The following is a 16,727-nucleotide window of genomic DNA, read 5'->3' as shown; positions in this document are numbered from 1 at the left end:
GTCTTGTGGATGGACGCCGTCAGGCGTTGCGGCGGCACCAGGGATCGTTGATCCGCGCTGCGGCACAGACCGCCGCGGCCGCTCCCGCCGGGGCCGCCACCTTCAGCCGGATCAGGGTCCGGCCGTTGACTTCGACGCCTTCAAATACCGGACTGAGCCCGGCCAGGGCCACAGCCCCCTCCCCGGTGCTGAGCCGGGACCAGGCCGAGCGCGCCGCGGCGTCGCTGGAGTAGGCTCCCAGCTGAATCAGGGTTGAGGCCCGGGTCGCCGGAGCGACCTTCAGCGCCGGGCGAAGTCCGGCCTCGGAGGCCGACGCCAGCGTCCGTGTCGAGACCTGATGCACGACTGCGGTCGCGACCGCGGGGGCTGCCGCCTGCACCAGACGAGGCACGGCCTGGTCGATGGCAGCGGACAGATTACCCTCGCGGGCATCCCACAGTTCGTGCGGGTCCATGATCTCGACCCGCAGCGCACCGGGCTGGGCCGGACGCAGGCCGATCTCCGCCGCCGTCCGGATCCGGGCCGGTTCGGCGCGCGCGGAGCCGTCCAGCGAGATGGCGGCGATCCGTTCGGCCAGGTTCTCGAACCGGTGTGGATCACTTTCGACGGCACCGCAGGCACTGAGGCTCGCGACGATGAGACTGGCCAGCAAAGGGCGGATCAGGGTCTTGGGTTGCATGGCGCGAAAGTCGCACGCGGGACTTGAGGTCTGGTTGACGAAGACGCTTAAGCACCAAGGTTAATCCGCTAACCAGATCGGGAAACGATCGCGCCGCGGACGCTTCCCGGTCAGCCGATTGCACCGACACAGCCCTGGGCGTCACCGGGCTGCAGGACGGCATCGGTCAGGGCCAGGGTCCAGCCGTGATGGGTATGCAGGCCCCAGCGACGCGCACTGCAGCCGTCGCCGGCGTCGCCGCCACCCGTGACCACCACCCGCCGTCCGGCCGGCAGGGCAACCGGGTCGACCTTGCCGACGGCCAGCGCCGTGGGGGTGACTCCGCCGAACCCGTCAAACACGCTCAGCCCGGCCCATTCGCGCCGCAGCCCCACCCACCAGGGATTGTCGTTATTGATGGCCAGCACGGCTACACCGGCCCCCTCGGCCGCGAAGGCCAGGGCCGCTTCCGGATCGCGGACCATTCGCAGGTCCGCCGCGCGGCCGAAACGCAGCCGGGCCCCGTCGAAGGCGCGGGCCGGTTCGCTGGGCGACCAGACCTGGACCTGCAACCGTCCCTGACGGGCCAGACCCCAGCCCACGACTTCACGCCACAGACCGGCCACCGCCTCGCGGTTCGCGGGCGCAGCCGCGGCCAGCATTCGCGTCTGGACCGTCTGCTCGCGATCGGGACGCAATTTGGTGTGCGGTCCGGTCGGCGCGTCCTTGGCGGCCCCGACCCGCGAGGCCAGGGCCAGCCGTCGCTCGAACAGGGCCAGGATTTCGTCATCGAGGTGATCGATCTCGTGGCGCAGGGCCGACAGGGCCATCTGTTCGGGCGAGATGGTGGCGAGCGGCGCGATCAGGCCGGTTTCAGAACGGATCTTGTGCAGGGCGGATTGGGGCATCGGAGGCTTTCGGACAGGGAATTCGACAGGTTGTGAGGAGAACCGCCGCCCCTTCAGGGACGGTCACCGGTGAGGGGGTCAGGACTGCGGTGAGCCCGACGCCTCAGCCGGCGTATCGAAAGCCGTAATAGAGGCCGTCGGCCGCGCGAACGCGGTCGGGAGAGGTCGCGGCGATGTCGCGCGAAAGGGCCATGATCCGACCAGAGACGCAATAAACTTGCGCGGTCAACCGGGCTGGGCGCTCAACAGGACAAAACGCGTGCGATTATGTTCGGTATCCTGCAGGTCGTTGCGCAAAATCGACAATCCATAGACCTCGGCCGCCCGGATCGGCGCGGCGGCGGCGCGGGACGGGTCGCCGGCCTCGGCAATGCTGCGGGCGGCCCCGGCCGTGTCAAAGCCCTCGACCGGCGTCAGCCCCATCTGCGTCAGGGTCCCGGCGCACTGGCGCAGGGCGATCGGGTGGCTCTCGACGGTGCGGATGTCGGACAACCGCGTCCCGGGCATGGCCATCAACGCCAGCCGGATCGGCCGCCAGACCTCGGCCACCAGTTCCATATCGGCCTCGGCCACCAGCCTCGCCGCCGGCTGCACCAGCCCGATGATCGAGTTCTCGACCGGGATCAGGGCACAGCCGCAATCGCCCGAGCGCACCGCGTCGAGCGCTTCGGTGAAGGTGTCGAAGGCCACAGCTTCGTCCCACGGCCGCAGATCGAGACAGGCCTCGTGACTGAAGGCCCCGGGCGCGCCCTGATAGGCGACCCGACCCGGAACCACGCTGCCGGTGTCGGTGTCCTCGTCCATGATCAGGCCGCCGCCGAGCGGGCCTGACGCCCGGACCTCAGCCGCTCGGCCACGAGGAAGGCCAGCTCCAGCGCCTGATCCGCATTCAGTCGTGGATCGCAGTGGGTATGGTAGCGGCTGGACAGGTCGTCCTCGGTCACCGCCTGGGCCCCGCCCAGACATTCGGTGACGTTCTGGCCGGTCATTTCCAGATGGACGCCGCCGGGGTGAACGCCTTCGGCCTCGGCCACGTCGATAAATGTCCGCACCTCGTCGAGGATACGTTCGAAGGGGCGGGTCTTGAAGCCGTTGCCGGCCTTCAGCGTATTGCCGTGCATCGGATCGATCGACCAGACCACGCGCCGCCCCTCGGCCTTCACCGCCCGCATCAGGCCCGGCAGTCGCTCGCCGATCCTGTCCGCGCCGAAGCGACCGATCAGGGTCAGACGCCCGGGCGTGTTGTCCGGATTGAGCACGTCGATCAGCGCCAACAGATCGTCGACCTCCAGCGTCGGCCCGCATTTCAGGCCGATCGGGTTGCGGATCCCGCGCATGAATTCGACGTGGGCCCCGTCCAGCTGGCGGGTGCGTTCGCCGATCCACAACATATGGGCCGAGGTGTCGAACCATTCGCCCGAGGCTCCATCCAGCCGCGTCAGGGCGCTCTCGACGTTCAGCAGCAGGGCCTCGTGGCTGGTGAAGACATCGACCCGGCTCAGGTCCGGGTGGTTCTGGGGGGTGACGCCGACCGCCTCCATGAAGGCCAGGGCCTCGGTGATCTTGTCGGCCAGTTCGCGGTACTGGGCCCCGGCGGCATTGTCCCCGGCGAAGCCCAGCATCCAGCGATGGATGTTGTACAGGTCGGCATAGCCACCGCCGGCGAAGGCCCGCAGCAGGTTCAGCGTCGAGGCCGACTGGTTGTAGGCCCGAATCAACCGTTGCGGATCCGGCACCCGCTCGGCCTCGGTGAAGCCCATGCCGTTGATGATGTCGCCGCGGTAGCTGGGCAGGGTCTGGTCACCGATCGTCTCCAGCGACGACGAGCGTGGCTTGGCGAACTGGCCGGCGATGCGGCCGACCTTCACCACCGGCTTGCGCCCGGCGAAGGTCAGGACCACGGCCATCTGCAGGATCAGGCGGAAGGTGTCGCGGATGTTGTCGGTCGAGAATTCCTTGAAGCTTTCGGCACAGTCCCCGCCCTGCAGCAGGAAGGCCTTGCCCGCCTCGACCTCGGCCAGACGGTCCTGCAGACGCCGGGCCTCACCGGCGAACACCAGCGGCGGCATGGCGCGCAATTCGTCCTCAACCGCCGCCAGCGCGTTGGCGTCGGGATAGTCCGTCGGCATCTGCACGACGGGCTTGCTTCTCCAGCTTTCGGGGGTCCAGCGCAGGGTCATGGGATCAAGATAGGCGCGGCCGGGTTCCGGAACAACAAGGGCTTGGTCCCGGCACGAATTCAGGCGTGAAAGCGCGCCCGCGCCGGTCCGGTGGCGGTGATGGAAGGGCGGGCGGAGCGCCGGGCCTTCGCCCGGTTGAACTGAATAAATACCGTTTCGACGAAGACCGACGCTCCGCGTGGCGAGTTTTCAGCAGCTTGCGTCGGGTGGCGCTGTTGACGCCTTACCGCAGCGCCCCTGACGGGCGGGCCGGGCCTGTGACCCGGTCCCCGGACCGGATGCGTATCCCCCGCACCCCTGACCCCGCTTCTCCACTCCCGCCGCACACCAGGTCGCAGGCCAGGCGGCCCTTCCTTGCGACGGGACGCAGGGAGTATGGGGCTGGATGGAGGTGGGGCGGGAGTTTTGCGGGTGGAAAAGGGTAGAGGGTTGAAGGGGCGCAGGTTTTTCACGTGAATCCGGATGGAAATTTGAATTCTTCTCGCATTGCTTCCCTCTCCCGGCGGGAGAGGGCTTGAGCGCCCGCGAGCGAAGCGAATGGATGCGCGAAAGGGTGAGGGGTTTCGGTGCGACCGGGCGATACCGTACGCCCTCTCCCCAACCCCTCTCCCCCGGGAGAGGGGTCAGGACGGCATCCGCCGCGCTCTGGCAATCGATTTGACCCTGACAACCCCCTCATCCGAGCGGCTCCGCCGCCCACCTTCTCCCACGAGGGGAGAAGGATGTGAGGGCGCGACCCGAAGGACGGCGCGAAGCGTCAAAGGGTGAGGGCTTACTGTGCGAAAGGGGTGGCACCGTACACCCTCTCCCCAACCCCTCTCCCCATGGGAGAGGGGCTTCCCCTACCCCACGGCCATGGCACCGGGGGTCTGTTTGTCCTTCATCATCACCAGTTCCTCGGCCATGGTCGGGTGGACGGCGCAGGTGGCGTCCCACTGGGCCTTGGTCAGGCCGGCCTTCACGGCGATAGCGGCCAGCTGGATCATCTCGGGGGACTCGGGGCCGACGATGTGAACGCCGACGACCTTCTGGCTCTTCGCCTCGACCACCAGTTTCATCAGCACCCGTTCGTCGGAGCCGGTGAAGGCGTATTTCATCGGGCGGAAGCGCGACACATAGACGTCGATCTCGCCCAGCGTCTGGCGCGCGTCGTGTTCGGACAGGCCGACCACGCCGACCGGGGGCTGGCTGAACACGGCGCTGGCGATATTGTCGTGGTCATAGCTCTGCGGATTGTCGCGGAAGACGGTCTCGTGGAAGGCCACGGCCTCGCGGATGGCGACCGGGGTCAGATTGATGCGGTCGGTGACGTCGCCGACGGCCCAGATGTTGTCGGCCGTGGTCTGCGAAAATTCATCGACCTTGATCGCGCCCTTTTCATTGAGCTCGACCCCGGCGGTCGCCAGCCCCAGATCGGTGACATGCGGCACCCGACCGGTGGCGAACATCACCACATCGGTCTCGATCTCGTGGCCGTTCTCGAATTTGTTGAGCAGGCCGGTCGCGGTCTTCTCGATCGCCGTGTGCTGGCAGCCGAGAATGACCGTGATGCCGCGCTTCTCGAGCTCGCCGGCCAGATGCGAGCGGACGTCGTTGTCGAAGCCGCGCAGGATGTTGGGCCCGCGATAGATCAGGGTCGTCTCGACCCCGAGCCCGGCGAAGATGCCGGCGAACTCGACAGCGATATAGCCGCCGCCGGCGATCAGGATGCGTTTGGGCAGCTCGGGCAGGTGGAAGGCCTCTTCCGAGGTGATGGCATGGTCGATGCCCGGCAGGTCGGCGGGCTTCCACGGCCGCCCGCCGGTGGCGACCAGAATGCGTTCGGCGGTGACGATCAGATCCTCGCCCCCCTCGCCCTTGCCGAGAATGGCCACCGTGTGGGCGTCCTTCAATACGGCGCGACCGTGGATCAGGTCGACGCCGGCCTTGCCGAGGTTGGCGACATAGATGCCCGACAGTCGGGCGATCTCGACGTCCTTGGTCTCGAGGAATTTGGGCCAGTCGAAGGTCGCCTTGTCGACGGTCCAGCCATAGCCCTCGGCGATTTCCAGCGCGTGGCTGACCTCGGAGGCCATGACCATGAATTTCTTGGGCACGCAGCCGCGAATGACGCAGGTGCCGCCGACCCGGTGCTCCTCGGCGACGGCCACCTTCTTGCCGCCCAGCGCCGTCAGCCGCGCCGCCCGGACGCCCCCGGAACCGGCACCGATGACGAAGAGGTCGTAGTCGTAGGTCTTGGCCATGGTGTCTCCTGCGGGGTCCGGATCAGGAACTTAGGGTCTCCACCGCGCCGTCGCCACCGATGATGGCCGGATTGAACCTCGCCATGAACGGCCATCGGCGGACGGCCGCGCTTCACGCTTTCGGCTCCTCCGACCGCTGAAATATCGATTGACCGCCCGCTCGAGAGGTGGCTAGCGTCGCGGACAACCCTGGGGTCTCCGAAATGCTCGCATTCGTTGTTGCCGCACTGCTCGGGTCATCGGACCCGCAATCGCTTCCCCCCACTGATCGCTGGACCGAACCACCGCAACAGACGGCCGCGAACGCGCCCGCCGTGCGGCTCGAGGACATCGAGGTCACCGGCCGGCCGCTGGACACCCTGATCCGGGACTTCGTCAATGAGGTCGCGGCCCCCAACCCGGACCGCGGACTGGCGCGCTGGCAGGGTGAGGTCTGCATCGGCGTCGCGAACCTGCGCGCGGAAACCGCCCAGTATCTGGTGGACCGGGTCTCTACCGTGGCGGAAGATCTGGGATTGAGGCCCGGTGCGCCGGGCTGCCGGCCTGACGTCATGATCGTCGCCTCGGACGATCCCGACAACCTTGCCGAGACTCTCGTCCGGGAACGACCACGGGCGTTCCGCGCGGGCGGTTCGGGCATGGACCGGGGCGGGGCGGCGCTGCGGGCGTTCCAGGCGTCAGATCAGCCCGTGCGCTGGTGGCAGGTTGCCATGCCCGTTGACGCGGACACCGGGCAGCGGGCCACGCGACTCCCCGGCGAATGCCGGGATCCCTGTGAGACGAGCATGGACTACGCACCGGTCATCAACCTTCGTGCGGCTTCACGCCTGTCCACCCAGATCGTCAACAACCTGTTCCGCACCGTCGTCATTCTGGACGTCAATCAGGTGGACCAGGTCTCGGCCCAGCAGCTGGCCGACTATGTGGCGATGATCACCTTCGCCCAGATCGACCCCGAGGCGGATACCAGCCGCTATGCCTCGATCCTCAATGTGTTCGGGGACCCGGAATCCGCATCGACCCTGACCGACTGGGATCGGGCCTATCTGATCGGTCTCTATGACGCCCAGCGCACCCGGGCCAGTGTGCGTGCAGGCCGATCGGAAATCGCCAGCTCGATCCTGCGTGAACATCAGCGCCTGACGGCGAACGCACCGGCCGACACGACAGAAGACCAGACGGACGCGCCGCTCGACCCGCCGACCACGCGTCCCTGACCCGGCGCGGCTGCGAAACAGAAGACACCGACCGAGCCCCCAACCCCGTCAACGGCGCGCCGGAGTCCCGGCTTCGTCTCCACGATCAGGACATGACCCATGTTTGCCTTCGCTCTCGCCGCGCTCATGACCATCGCTCCGGTCCAGACCGCCACACCCCAGTCCGCACCAGTGGCCCAGTCCGGAACCGCTGACGGACCGGTACGGCTCGAGGATATCGAGGTCACCGGTGCGCCGCTGGACACCCTGATCCGGGACTTCGTCAATGAGGTCGCGGCCCCCAACCGGGATCGCGGCATCGCCCGCTGGGAGGGACAAATCTGCGTGGGCGTGGCCAACCTGCGGACGGAACCCGCCCAGTACATCGTGGACCGCGTTTCCACGGTGGCCGAGGATGTCGGCCTGACCCCGGGACAACCGGGTTGCATGGCCAATGTCATCATCATCGCCACCGATGAACCGGACCGTCTGGCCGAAGAACTGGTCCGGGAACGCCGGCGGGCCTTCCGGATGGGCGGGGCGGGCATGGACCGGGGCGGCACCGCGTTGAATGCCTTTATCGGCTCCGATCAGCCGGTGCGGTGGTGGCAGGTCAGTATGCCGATCGACAGCCAGACGGGCAGCCGCGCCGTGCGCCTTCCAGGGGAATGCAAGGGCTCCTGCGACTCCAGCCCGGCCCTTGACCCTCACCCCGAGGACTATGCGCCGGTCATATCGACCTTTGCCGCCTCGCGCCTGAGCACCCAGATCGTCGACAATCTGTTCCGTACCGTGGTGATCGTGGATGTGGATCAGCTCAGCAGCGTCTCCACCCAGCAGCTGGCCGACTATCTGGCCATGATCACCCTGGCGCAGATCGATCCCACGGCCGACACCAGCCGCTACGCCTCGATCCTCAATGTGTTCGAGGACCCGGACTCGGCACAGGGCCTGACCGACTGGGACGAGGCCTATCTTCTGGGCCTGTACCAGGCCGAACGGACCCGCAAAAACCTGGGGGCCGGACGCAGTGAAATCTCGAGCTCGATCCGCCGCGCTCACGGACGCCTGACGACCGCGGAACCGGACTGATCCTGCGCGCCCGTCAGGGCGTCAGGATCTCCACCCCGCCGTCGCCACCGATGATCGCCAGATCGGCGAGGTCGAGGAACAGGCCGTGCTCGACCACGCCGGTGATCAGCTTCAGGTCCGAGGCCAGGCGGGCCGGGTCGTGGATGGCCCCGCAGGCCGCGTCATAGATGACGTTACCGCCGTCGGTGCGCACGACACCCGCGAGTTTGTCGCCTACGCTCGCCTCGCGGAGGCTCGCCGCTTGAGGCGGGGCTGTGCGCAGCCGGGCGGGCATGGCGATGTCGTGGTCGGCGAGGACGTCGGCGATGCGGTTGGCCGTGGTCTTGTGACCGAAGGCGACCACCTCGATCGGCAGGGCGAACTTGCCGAGGGTCTTCACCACCTTGGCCGCGTCGGCGATGACGAGGCAGCGGTTCGAGGCCTCCCACACCAGCTTCTCGCGCAGCAGGGCCGCGCCGCCGCCCTTGATCAGGGCCAGACCGGGTCCGACCTCGTCGGTGCCGTCGACGGTCAGGTCGAGGCGCGGCGTGTCCTCCAGCGTCGACAGGGTCAGGCCCAGCTCGCGCGCCAGATCAGCGGTGGCCTCCGACGTCGGCACGCAGCGCAGGCCGTCCAGCTTGCGCGCCGCCAGCGCCTTGACGAACCAGGCCGCGGTCGAGCCGGTGCCGAGACCGACGACCATGCCGGGCTCGACATGGGCGGCCGCGGCTTCACCGGCGGCGCGTTTCTGGTCGTCAGCGCTCATTTCTTCACCGCCTTCTTCGCCTGCATCGACTCCCGGAACCGCCGGGCCCAGCCCGGCTTGGCCGTCTGCTCGCCCCGGCCCAGCGCCAGATCACCGGCGTCGACGTTCCTGGTGATCACCGAGCCCGAGCCGACCATGGCCCCGGCCCCGATGGTCACCGGAGCGACCAGGGCGCTGTTGGAGCCGATGAAGGCCCCCTCACCCACCGTGGTGCGGTGTTTGAAGAAGCCGTCGTAGTTACAGAAGATGGTCCCGGCCCCGATATTGGCCCCGGCCCCGATGTCGCCGTCGCCCAGATAGGCCAGGTGGTTGGCCTTGGCCCCTGCCCCCATCGTCACATTCTTGACCTCGACGAAATTGCCAACCTTTGCGTTCTCACCGAGGTCCGCGCCGGGGCGCAGCCGGGCATAGGGACCGACCTCGGCCCCGGCGGCGACGCTGGCCCCCTCGATATGGCTGAAGGCGCGGATACGGGCTCCGCCGGCGATCTTCGCGCCGGGGCCGAACACGACGTAGGGCTCGATCGTGGTGCCGCCACCGATTTCGGTGTCGTACGAGAAATGCACGGTGTCGGGCGCGCTCATCGTCACCCCGGCGGCGAGGAAGGTGTCGCGCTGGACCTTCTGGAACAGGGCCTCGGCCACAGCCAGTTCGGCCTGGGCATTGACGCCCATCACCGCATCCTCGGGCGCATGCACCACCCGCGTCGCGGCCCCGCGCTTGCGGGCCAGTTCGACCACGTCGGTCAGATAGTATTCGCCCTTGGCATTATCGTTGCGGACCTCGGCCAGCAGGGCGAACAGCAGGGCGGCGGGCGCGGCCATGACGCCGGAGTTGCACAGGGTCAGGGCCAGCACCTCGGCCGAGGCTTCTTTCGCCTCGGTGATCGCGGCCAGGGTGTCGCCGTCCATGACAAGACGTCCGTAGGCCCCGGGATCGCGGGCCTCGAAACCGATGACGGTGACACAGTCGTCGCCGCTGAACACCGGTTCAATGTCGGCGGCGGTCAGCAGGGGCACATCGCCATAGGTGACGACGACGTCGCCGGTGAACCCCTTCAGCGCCGCCTCGGCCGCGCGCACCGCATGGCCGGTGCCGATCGGCCGGTCCTGCACGGCGATGGCCGCCTCGCCCAGACGTTTGACCACATGGGCCCGGACCTCTGGCGGATGAGCACCGACCACCACCACGATCCGCTCGCAGCCCAGGGCCTCGGCGGCGTCGATGGCGTGATCCAGCATGGCGCGCCCCCCGACCGGGTGCAGCACCTTGGGCAGGGGCGACTTCATGCGCGTGCCCTGGCCGGCGGCGAGAATGATGGCGGCCCGGGGCCGGTGTGCTCTGGTCATGAATCGGTCCGGTCGTTAGTCGTCAGCCGGGTCTAGCCCATCGGGCGGACAAACGGGAGACGGCGGCATGAACGATCGGGTGCGTGACCTCGAGGGCTGGACCATCGCCTTCGACCTGGACGGCACCCTGGTCGAGACCGCGCCCGACCTGATCGGCACGCTGAACCGGATGCTGGCGGCGCGCGGCTATCCGCAGGTGCCGCTGGCGGCGGCACGGTATCTGGTCGGGCACGGGGCCATGGCCATGCTGCGCCACGGCTTCGAGGCGGCCGGGGCCGGCTGGGACGAGGCCGCCGCGCCCGATCTGCTCAGCACCTTCATGATCGACTACCTGGCCCATGTCGCCGACGACAGCCACGTCTATCCGGGCCTGGTGCCGGCGCTGGAGGCGTTGAGCGCGCGCGGGGCCATATTGTGCGTGGCCACCAACAAGCCGACCCACCTGTCCGAGGCCCTGCTGGCGGCGCTGGATCTGTCCCGCCATTTCGCCGCCGTGCTCGGCCCCGACTCGGTCAGCGCCCGCAAACCGGACGGAGCCCATATCCGCGAGGCGGTGCTGCGCGCCGGCGGCGATCCGGCCCGGGCCCTGATGGTCGGCGACAGTGCCACCGACACGGCCGCGGCCCGCAACACAGGCGTGCCCTGTATCGTCGTCAGCTTCGGCTATACGGATATTCCGCCGTCCGAGCTGGGCGGCCAGGCCCTGATCGACCGCTTCGACCAGCTGGATGCCGCCGTCACGGCCCTGACCGCCGTCCCGGCCCGCGCCTGAGGCCAATTTGCCCCGGGCGGCTTGCCACCCCCCGGCGACCGGGCTATGTCCCCGCCTCCTGAAAAGAGCGGATGCGTAGCTCAGCGGGAGAGCACCTCGTTCACACCGAGGGGGTCACAGGTTCAATCCCTGTCGCATCCACCACTTTTACCATTTAAAAGCAGCATCTTACCAGACCCACTCTCTCCGTCCACGGAGGGTTTTTCGTGAATATTCGCGTTTGTGGGGCAGTAGTGGGGCAGTCGATGCGTAAGATCCTTGCGCGGGACGTGACAACATCCCCTGAAATGCGTTGATGCGGGCCTGTTTGCGGCCTGATTCGACCTCACCGCCGCGCCAGCTTTTTGCAGGGCGTTTCATCGGGGCAGGCCCGACCTCTCCGGATCCGTCGCGATCGCTCATTTTAAGGAAACCCGATGGCATCCATTCCGGACCACCCCAACGATGCTGGAGCCTGGACGCGCCTGGAAGGCCGCGAGGGGTTCGCCCTGTGGCGCCGCGAGCGCCAGGAACTGGCTCCCGTGACGATGTACTATGTCGTCGCACCGCCTCGTCAGAGCGAAATTCTCTATGACGAAGCCACGGCGCGCGCTCGCTTCAACGACCTCGCCGGCGTCTCCGACGCGGACGGCGTCATCTCGTAAGGGAACGCCACGCACTTGCGCGCCGCCCCCCGGGCGGGGCCTTCAGCATCACCCGAACCGGTGTCGAGGTCATGTCTTTGGCGGGCGATAGGCATCGCCGACGCCTTCTGCTCTATTCGCCGCATGAAGCCCGCAACCATCTTCGTCGCCCTGGGGCTGTTCGCCGCCGCCTGCACGGCGACCGGCTCGAGCAACAGCCCCCATTCCGGTCCGGTCATCAAGCTGGCCAGTTGGAATATGGAGCATCTCGCGGAGCGGAATAACTCCGGATGCCGCCCTCGTACCGACGCCGATTATGCGGCGATGCGGGCCTATGTGGACGACCTCGGCGCCGACGTCATTGCCATTCAGGAGGTCGAGACAAAAGCCGCCGCTGAACGGGTGTTCAACCCTGCGATCTATACTGTGGTGATCGAGGACCGGATCGGCACGGATCGCGGCGGAGCGTGTCGAGGACGCGACGGGCTGACGATCAATGCCCAGCGCACCGGGTTCGCGGTTCGCAACGGTCTGGCATTCGAACGACATCCCGACGTCACCAACATTCAGGTGAGCAATCCCGACCTTCGCTCAGGCGTCGACCTTATGGTTCGGCCCCGGGGCGGTGCGCCTATCCGGGTGCTTTCGGTACATCTGAAGTCGGGGTGTTCGTCCGGAGACCGGAACGACGCCTGTCCGGTCCTGTTCGAGCAGGTTCCGGCCATGGAACGCTGGATCGATGACAGAGCCGTGGAGGGGGTGCGTTTCGCAGTGCTGGGGGATTTCAACCGGCGCATGGGCATGGCCAATGACGCCGTCTGGGCCGAGTGGGACGATTCGTCTCCGCCGAACTCGGACCTCGCCCTTGCGTCGGGCGACGAGTCCGCAGGATGCAATCCTCGCTACCGGGACTTTATCGACTTCATCGTCCTTGATCGGCGGGCAACCGCCAACCTGAGAAGCTTTGAGGAACGGACGTTCGGTGGCCAGGCTCTGAGCGATCATTGCGCGATTTCGGCCACCCTGAGCCTTCGCTGATGCCCGATCCGGGTCCCTTGCAGCGAGGGTGGTCCCGGTTGCGAACGGCGTGGTCGCGCAATGATGGAAAGCCCCGCGAGGAATGGGCTCGTGGACCCGACCTCAAGGAAACGGTGTTGATCGGAGCGCTGCTGATCGTCGTGGTCCTGACCGGGCTGGCGACCTGCAGCGCCGTCGGGTCAATCTAGACCGCGTCGCGAGCGTCCGGCCCGGCCGTCACCTCACCTTCTCCGGACGCGATCTAATCGAGGGACAGCGGCGCGTCAGAGCTCCGGTCAAGGCAGCCCCGATCAGATCGGCGTCAGAGCGCTGTGATCGTGCCGGAGCGTCGGCCAGTCAGTTGGGAGCCGGCGTTTCGTTGAGCGTCTCGATGTTCAGGGCCCATTTCGGCATCTTCAGCCGGAAGTGGCGCTGGCTCTCACAGAAGGGCTGGACGCGCGTCCAGGTCATGACGGCAATGTCCGGTGTCTCCTCCGAACAGGCGGCGCTCACCCGTTGGCGGAATTCGGGTGACATTACGAAAATGGACGACCGGTTCCTCCATGGGAGCGCAGACCGGTGACCTTGCCTGAAACCGTCGGAAGGCGATCTCGCCAGGGAGCCAGCTGGGAAGGAAATGTCCGTAGCGCTCTCCTAACCAGCCCCTATGTCCGTCGGGCTCCCTTAGTGAGCCGGATCTGGACATGCCATGCGGACAAGCCAACCCGGGTGGTCGGCGCGGCCGAGCGGTCCGGCCGTGGGGATCCTGCGCTTCCGCGTGGGCATCTACGACCGTGTATGATGGTTCCGTCCCACTGGTTGGGCCGAGAGCCCTTTCAGTCGCACACGCTCAACCCGCCGCAAGCGCCTCCAGGACCGGACATTCCGGCACTTCCCCGCCCGAGCACTGGGCGGCGGCGTTGGCGAGGATCCGTTCCATCCGCCGCAGATCGGCAATCTTGGCGCGCACATCCTCCAGATGCACCTCGGTCTTGTGTTTGACCTCGGCGCAGGTCTGGGTCCCGGAGTCCGTCAGAGCCAACAGCGAGCGGGTCTCCTCCATCGAGAAGCCGATATCCCGCGCCCGCAGGATGAACCGCAGCCGCTGCGTCAGATCCGGCGAATAGACCCGGTAGCCGTTGGCTGCCCGCGGCGGCGGCGGCAGCAATCCGACCGTCTCGTAATAGCGGATGGTTTCGAGGTTGCACCCGGTCAGCTTGGCCAATTGGGCCCGCAACAAGCCCGTCTGAAGCACCATAAAAAAAAAGCCCTTGTGTCTGTAGCAACTACAGGGATTACGCTGAAATCAGTCAGAATAAAATGGAGCGAACTGCCCGATGTTTTCAACGCCGGAGCCGGAGCCACCGGCATCAACGCCGGACGAGGGCGCGAAGCAGGGCCGATGGATCGCGGGCGGCGCGCTGATCGGCGCGGTGCTGGCGTCGGCCTGCTGCATCGTTCCGCTGGTGCTGGTCATGCTTGGCATTTCAGGGGCGTGGATCGCCAACCTGACGGCGCTTGAGCCGTACAAACCCTATGTCGCCGCCGTCACCCTGGCCCTGCTCGGCTACGGGTTCTGGCACGTCTATTTCAAGCCGAAGCCGCCCTGCGAGGACGGGTCCTACTGCGCCCGCCCGCAATCGGCGCGAACCACGAAAATTGCCCTCTGGCTCGGCCTGGCCGTCGTCATCATCGCGCTCACGCTCAACTGGTGGGCTCCGCATTTTTACTGAGAGGAAAGACCCATGAAGAAGACATTTTTGATCGGCCTGGCCGTTGTGGCCGTGGCCGGCGTCGGTGCCGCCGTCGCGTTTGATGGACCGGCACAGAACCGTCCGGCGGCGACCGCCGCTGCCCAGCAGCAGACCACTTTTGCTATTGAGCACATGACCTGCGCCACCTGTCCGATCACGGTGCGCAGGGCGATGGAAGGCGTGCCGGGCGTCAGCGCGGTGCAGGTGGACTTCGCCGCAAAGACGGCCCGCGCCACCTATGATCCGGCGCGCGCCACGGCCGCGCAGATCGCGGCCGCCTCGACCAATGCCGGCTATCCCGCCCGAGTCGTACAAAACTAGGCACCGCAGGCAGCTAGACGGCCTTCACCCGCGTCGCATCTCCCGCCCCCCCAGAGGGGGGGGCAGGCCGCCAGCGCGCTCCATCGCGTGCATCGCGACCTCGAGCTGCAGCCGGGGAAGGCTGCGCGTCGTCAGGATCAAAACGGAAGAAAACGGCATCATGGCTGACAAGGTTGAGAAGACGGACGGGTCCGACAGCCTGTTGCTGCGGATGGGTGTGATCGGCACCGTCATTGTGGCGCTGTGCTGCTTTACCCCGGTGCTGGTGGTGCTGCTGGGCGTCGTCGGGCTTTCCGCCCTGACGGGCTGGCTCGATGTTGTGCTGCTGCCCGCGCTGGCCGTGTTCGTCGCGCTGACGGTCTATGCCGTCTGGCGGCGTCGGCGGCGGATGAAGACCACCTGATCGACGGCCCACCGGGCCGCGCCGATCGTCAGAGGCTGCAGCCCCCCTCGTAACGGAGAAGACTCACATGACCGACACATATGACTACGACCTGATCGTGATCGGGGCCGGGACCGGCGGCAACGGCGTGGCCCGGATGACGGCGGCGGCGGGGTGGAAGGTCGCCAGCGTCGACAGCCTGCCCTATGGCGGCACCTGTGCGCTGCGAGGCTGCGACCCCAAGAAGATGTTGATCGCCGTCACCGAAGGCGTGGACTGGGCCCACAACATGGCCGGCAAGGGCCTGGAGGCGCGACCCTCGGTCAACTGGCCCGAGATGATGGCGTTCAGGCGCACCTTCACCGACACCATGCCGTCGCGCATCGAAGCGGGCTTCCGCAAGGCCGGGATCACGGCGCTGCATGGCGAAGCGCGGTTTACCGGGCGCGATACGATCACGCTGAACGGCGAAATCCTGCGCGCGAAGCATTTCCACATCGCCACCGGCGCACGGCCGATGACGCTGGACATTCCCGGCGAGGACCTGCTGACGACCAGTACGGATTTTCTGGAATTGTCCGGGAGGCCGGACAGGATTGCGTTTGTCGGTGGCGGCTTCATCGCCATGGAGTTCGCCCATATCGCCCAACGCTCCGGAGCCAGCGCCGTCACGGTTCTGGAAATGGCCGGGCGGCCGCTCGGGCCGTTTGACGCCGATCTGGTGGCGATGCTGGTGGAGGCCTCGGTCGAACTGGGCATCGACGTGCAGACCGAGGCGAAAGTCCTCAAGGTCGAAAAGCAGGGCGACGAGTTCGCCGTCTCCTATGAAACACCGTCCGGCATCCAGGTGCTGACCTGCGATCTGGTGGTGCATGCGACCGGTCGCGTGCCCAATATCGACCATCTGAACCTGCCGGCTGCCGGGGTCGAAGCCGGCAAGCGCGGGATCAAGGTCGACGCCGCCATGCGCACCACCAACCCCACCATCTTCGCCGCCGGGGATTGTGCCGACAGCGGGCTGAACCTGACCCCGGTCTCGGCCTATGAAGGGCGGATCGCGGGCAAGAATCTTCTGGCCGGGAAGGACGCACGGCTCGTGTCCTACCCGCCGATACCCAGCGTGGTCTTCACCCTGCCGCCGGTCGCGACCGTGGGGCTGTCCGAGACGGCGGCGACGGAAAAGGGTCTGAAGTTCGATACGCATTTCGAGAAGACCTCCGGCTGGTATTCGTCGATGCGGGTCGGGGCGACCACGAGCGGATTCAAGGTACTGGTGGAACAGAAAACCGGCTTGATCCTCGGCGCGCATCTGATCGGGCCGGGGGCCGAGGAACAGATCAATCTGTTCGCCATGGCCATGGGCGCGGGGCTCACCGCCAACCAGATCAAGGCCATGATTTTTGCCTACCCCAGCTTCGCCTCGGACATCGGATCGATGGTCTGACGCCGCTCACGCGCGCGTCGGCTGAACCCATGACACCACCGAC

The 16,727-nt window shown here is 67.2% G+C and carries 17 protein-coding genes and 1 tRNA gene; 10 read left to right on the top strand and 8 right to left on the bottom strand.

Going from position 1 to position 16,727, the window contains the following annotated elements:
- Positions 1–19 precede the first annotated feature (19 nt).
- From AAC050_RS01110 to gor, 5 genes are all read right to left on the bottom strand, one after another.
- A complete protein-coding gene (locus AAC050_RS01110) occupies positions 20–679 on the bottom strand; it encodes an SPOR domain-containing protein (protein ID WP_339913196.1) in 660 nt (219 codons plus the stop codon).
- Positions 680–789: 110 nt separating this feature from the next.
- Entirely contained in the window at positions 790–1,566 is a 777-nt protein-coding gene (locus AAC050_RS01105) for a chorismate mutase (protein WP_339913195.1), read from the bottom strand.
- 225 nt (positions 1,567–1,791) lie between these two features.
- On the bottom strand, positions 1,792–2,370 hold the full coding sequence (locus AAC050_RS01100) for a prephenate dehydratase domain-containing protein (RefSeq protein ID WP_339913194.1): 579 nt from the start codon (positions 2,368–2,370) through the stop codon (positions 1,792–1,794).
- 2 nt (positions 2,371–2,372) lie between these two features.
- Positions 2,373–3,746, bottom strand: coding sequence for a 3-deoxy-7-phosphoheptulonate synthase class II (locus AAC050_RS01095; RefSeq protein ID WP_339913193.1), 1,374 nt, complete (start codon positions 3,744–3,746; stop codon positions 2,373–2,375).
- Positions 3,747–4,588: 842 nt separating this feature from the next.
- A complete protein-coding gene (gene gor, locus AAC050_RS01090) occupies positions 4,589–5,989 on the bottom strand; it encodes a glutathione-disulfide reductase (RefSeq protein ID WP_339913192.1) in 1,401 nt (466 codons plus the stop codon).
- A 203-nt stretch (positions 5,990–6,192) separates the two neighbouring features.
- Between gor and AAC050_RS01085 the strand changes: the two genes are divergently transcribed.
- Together AAC050_RS01085 and AAC050_RS01080 are read left to right on the top strand one after the other, a co-directional pair.
- A complete protein-coding gene (locus tag AAC050_RS01085; protein ID WP_339913191.1) occupies positions 6,193–7,206 on the top strand; it encodes a hypothetical protein in 1,014 nt (337 codons plus the stop codon).
- 99 nt (positions 7,207–7,305) lie between these two features.
- On the top strand, positions 7,306–8,277 hold the full coding sequence (locus tag AAC050_RS01080) for a hypothetical protein (protein ID WP_339913190.1): 972 nt from the start codon (positions 7,306–7,308) through the stop codon (positions 8,275–8,277).
- 13 nt (positions 8,278–8,290) lie between these two features.
- Here AAC050_RS01080 and rpiA read toward each other — a convergent pair whose 3' ends face one another.
- Together rpiA and glmU are read right to left on the bottom strand one after the other, a co-directional pair.
- Positions 8,291–9,022, bottom strand: a complete 732-nt coding sequence (rpiA, locus tag AAC050_RS01075; protein WP_339913189.1) for a ribose-5-phosphate isomerase RpiA — start codon at positions 9,020–9,022, stop codon at positions 8,291–8,293.
- Positions 9,019–10,371 (bottom strand): bifunctional UDP-N-acetylglucosamine diphosphorylase/glucosamine-1-phosphate N-acetyltransferase GlmU, encoded by a 1,353-nt coding sequence (gene glmU / locus AAC050_RS01070; protein WP_339913188.1) that lies wholly within the window; start codon positions 10,369–10,371, stop codon positions 9,019–9,021. The genes rpiA and glmU overlap by 4 nt, the downstream gene beginning before the upstream one ends.
- Before the next feature lie 67 nt (positions 10,372–10,438).
- On the opposite strand from glmU, the gene AAC050_RS01065 reads away from it, so the two are divergent.
- The 4 genes from AAC050_RS01065 (at position 10,439) to AAC050_RS01050 (ending at position 12,804) form a co-directional block, all read left to right on the top strand.
- Positions 10,439–11,143 (top strand): HAD-IA family hydrolase, encoded by a 705-nt coding sequence (locus tag AAC050_RS01065; protein ID WP_339913187.1) that lies wholly within the window; start codon positions 10,439–10,441, stop codon positions 11,141–11,143.
- Between the two features lie 69 nt (positions 11,144–11,212).
- A tRNA-Val gene (locus AAC050_RS01060) sits at positions 11,213–11,287 on the top strand.
- 272 nt (positions 11,288–11,559) lie between these two features.
- Positions 11,560–11,787, top strand: a complete 228-nt coding sequence (locus AAC050_RS01055) for a hypothetical protein (RefSeq protein ID WP_298748091.1) — start codon at positions 11,560–11,562, stop codon at positions 11,785–11,787.
- Positions 11,788–11,910: 123 nt separating this feature from the next.
- Positions 11,911–12,804, top strand: coding sequence for an endonuclease/exonuclease/phosphatase family protein (locus AAC050_RS01050; protein ID WP_339913186.1), 894 nt, complete (start codon positions 11,911–11,913; stop codon positions 12,802–12,804).
- Positions 12,805–13,633: 829 nt separating this feature from the next.
- Here AAC050_RS01050 and AAC050_RS01045 read toward each other — a convergent pair.
- A complete protein-coding gene (locus tag AAC050_RS01045; RefSeq protein ID WP_339913185.1) occupies positions 13,634–14,041 on the bottom strand; it encodes a helix-turn-helix domain-containing protein in 408 nt (135 codons plus the stop codon).
- A gap of 79 nt (positions 14,042–14,120) precedes the next feature.
- Here AAC050_RS01045 and AAC050_RS01040 point away from each other — a divergent pair, with 79 nt between their 5' ends.
- From AAC050_RS01040 to AAC050_RS01025, 4 genes are all read left to right on the top strand, one after another.
- Positions 14,121–14,516, top strand: coding sequence for a mercuric transporter MerT family protein (locus AAC050_RS01040; protein ID WP_339913184.1), 396 nt, complete (start codon positions 14,121–14,123; stop codon positions 14,514–14,516).
- A 12-nt stretch (positions 14,517–14,528) separates the two neighbouring features.
- Positions 14,529–14,858 (top strand): cation transporter, encoded by a 330-nt coding sequence (locus AAC050_RS01035; protein ID WP_339913183.1) that lies wholly within the window; start codon positions 14,529–14,531, stop codon positions 14,856–14,858.
- 160 nt (positions 14,859–15,018) lie between these two features.
- On the top strand, positions 15,019–15,261 hold the full coding sequence (gene merF / locus AAC050_RS01030; protein ID WP_339913182.1) for a mercury resistance system transport protein MerF: 243 nt from the start codon (positions 15,019–15,021) through the stop codon (positions 15,259–15,261).
- A gap of 67 nt (positions 15,262–15,328) precedes the next feature.
- Positions 15,329–16,684 carry an NAD(P)/FAD-dependent oxidoreductase gene (locus tag AAC050_RS01025; protein ID WP_339913181.1) on the top strand — a complete coding sequence of 452 codons (1,356 nt, stop codon included), beginning with the start codon at positions 15,329–15,331 and terminating at the stop codon, positions 16,682–16,684.
- Positions 16,685–16,727: the final 43 nt, after the last annotated feature.

The organism is uncultured Brevundimonas sp. (genome assembly GCF_963974615.1).
Taxonomy (GTDB): Bacteria; Pseudomonadota; Alphaproteobacteria; order Caulobacterales; family Caulobacteraceae; genus Brevundimonas.
The sequence above is the reverse complement of the archived record's forward strand: the minus strand, read 5'-3'. Positions and strand labels throughout refer to the sequence as shown.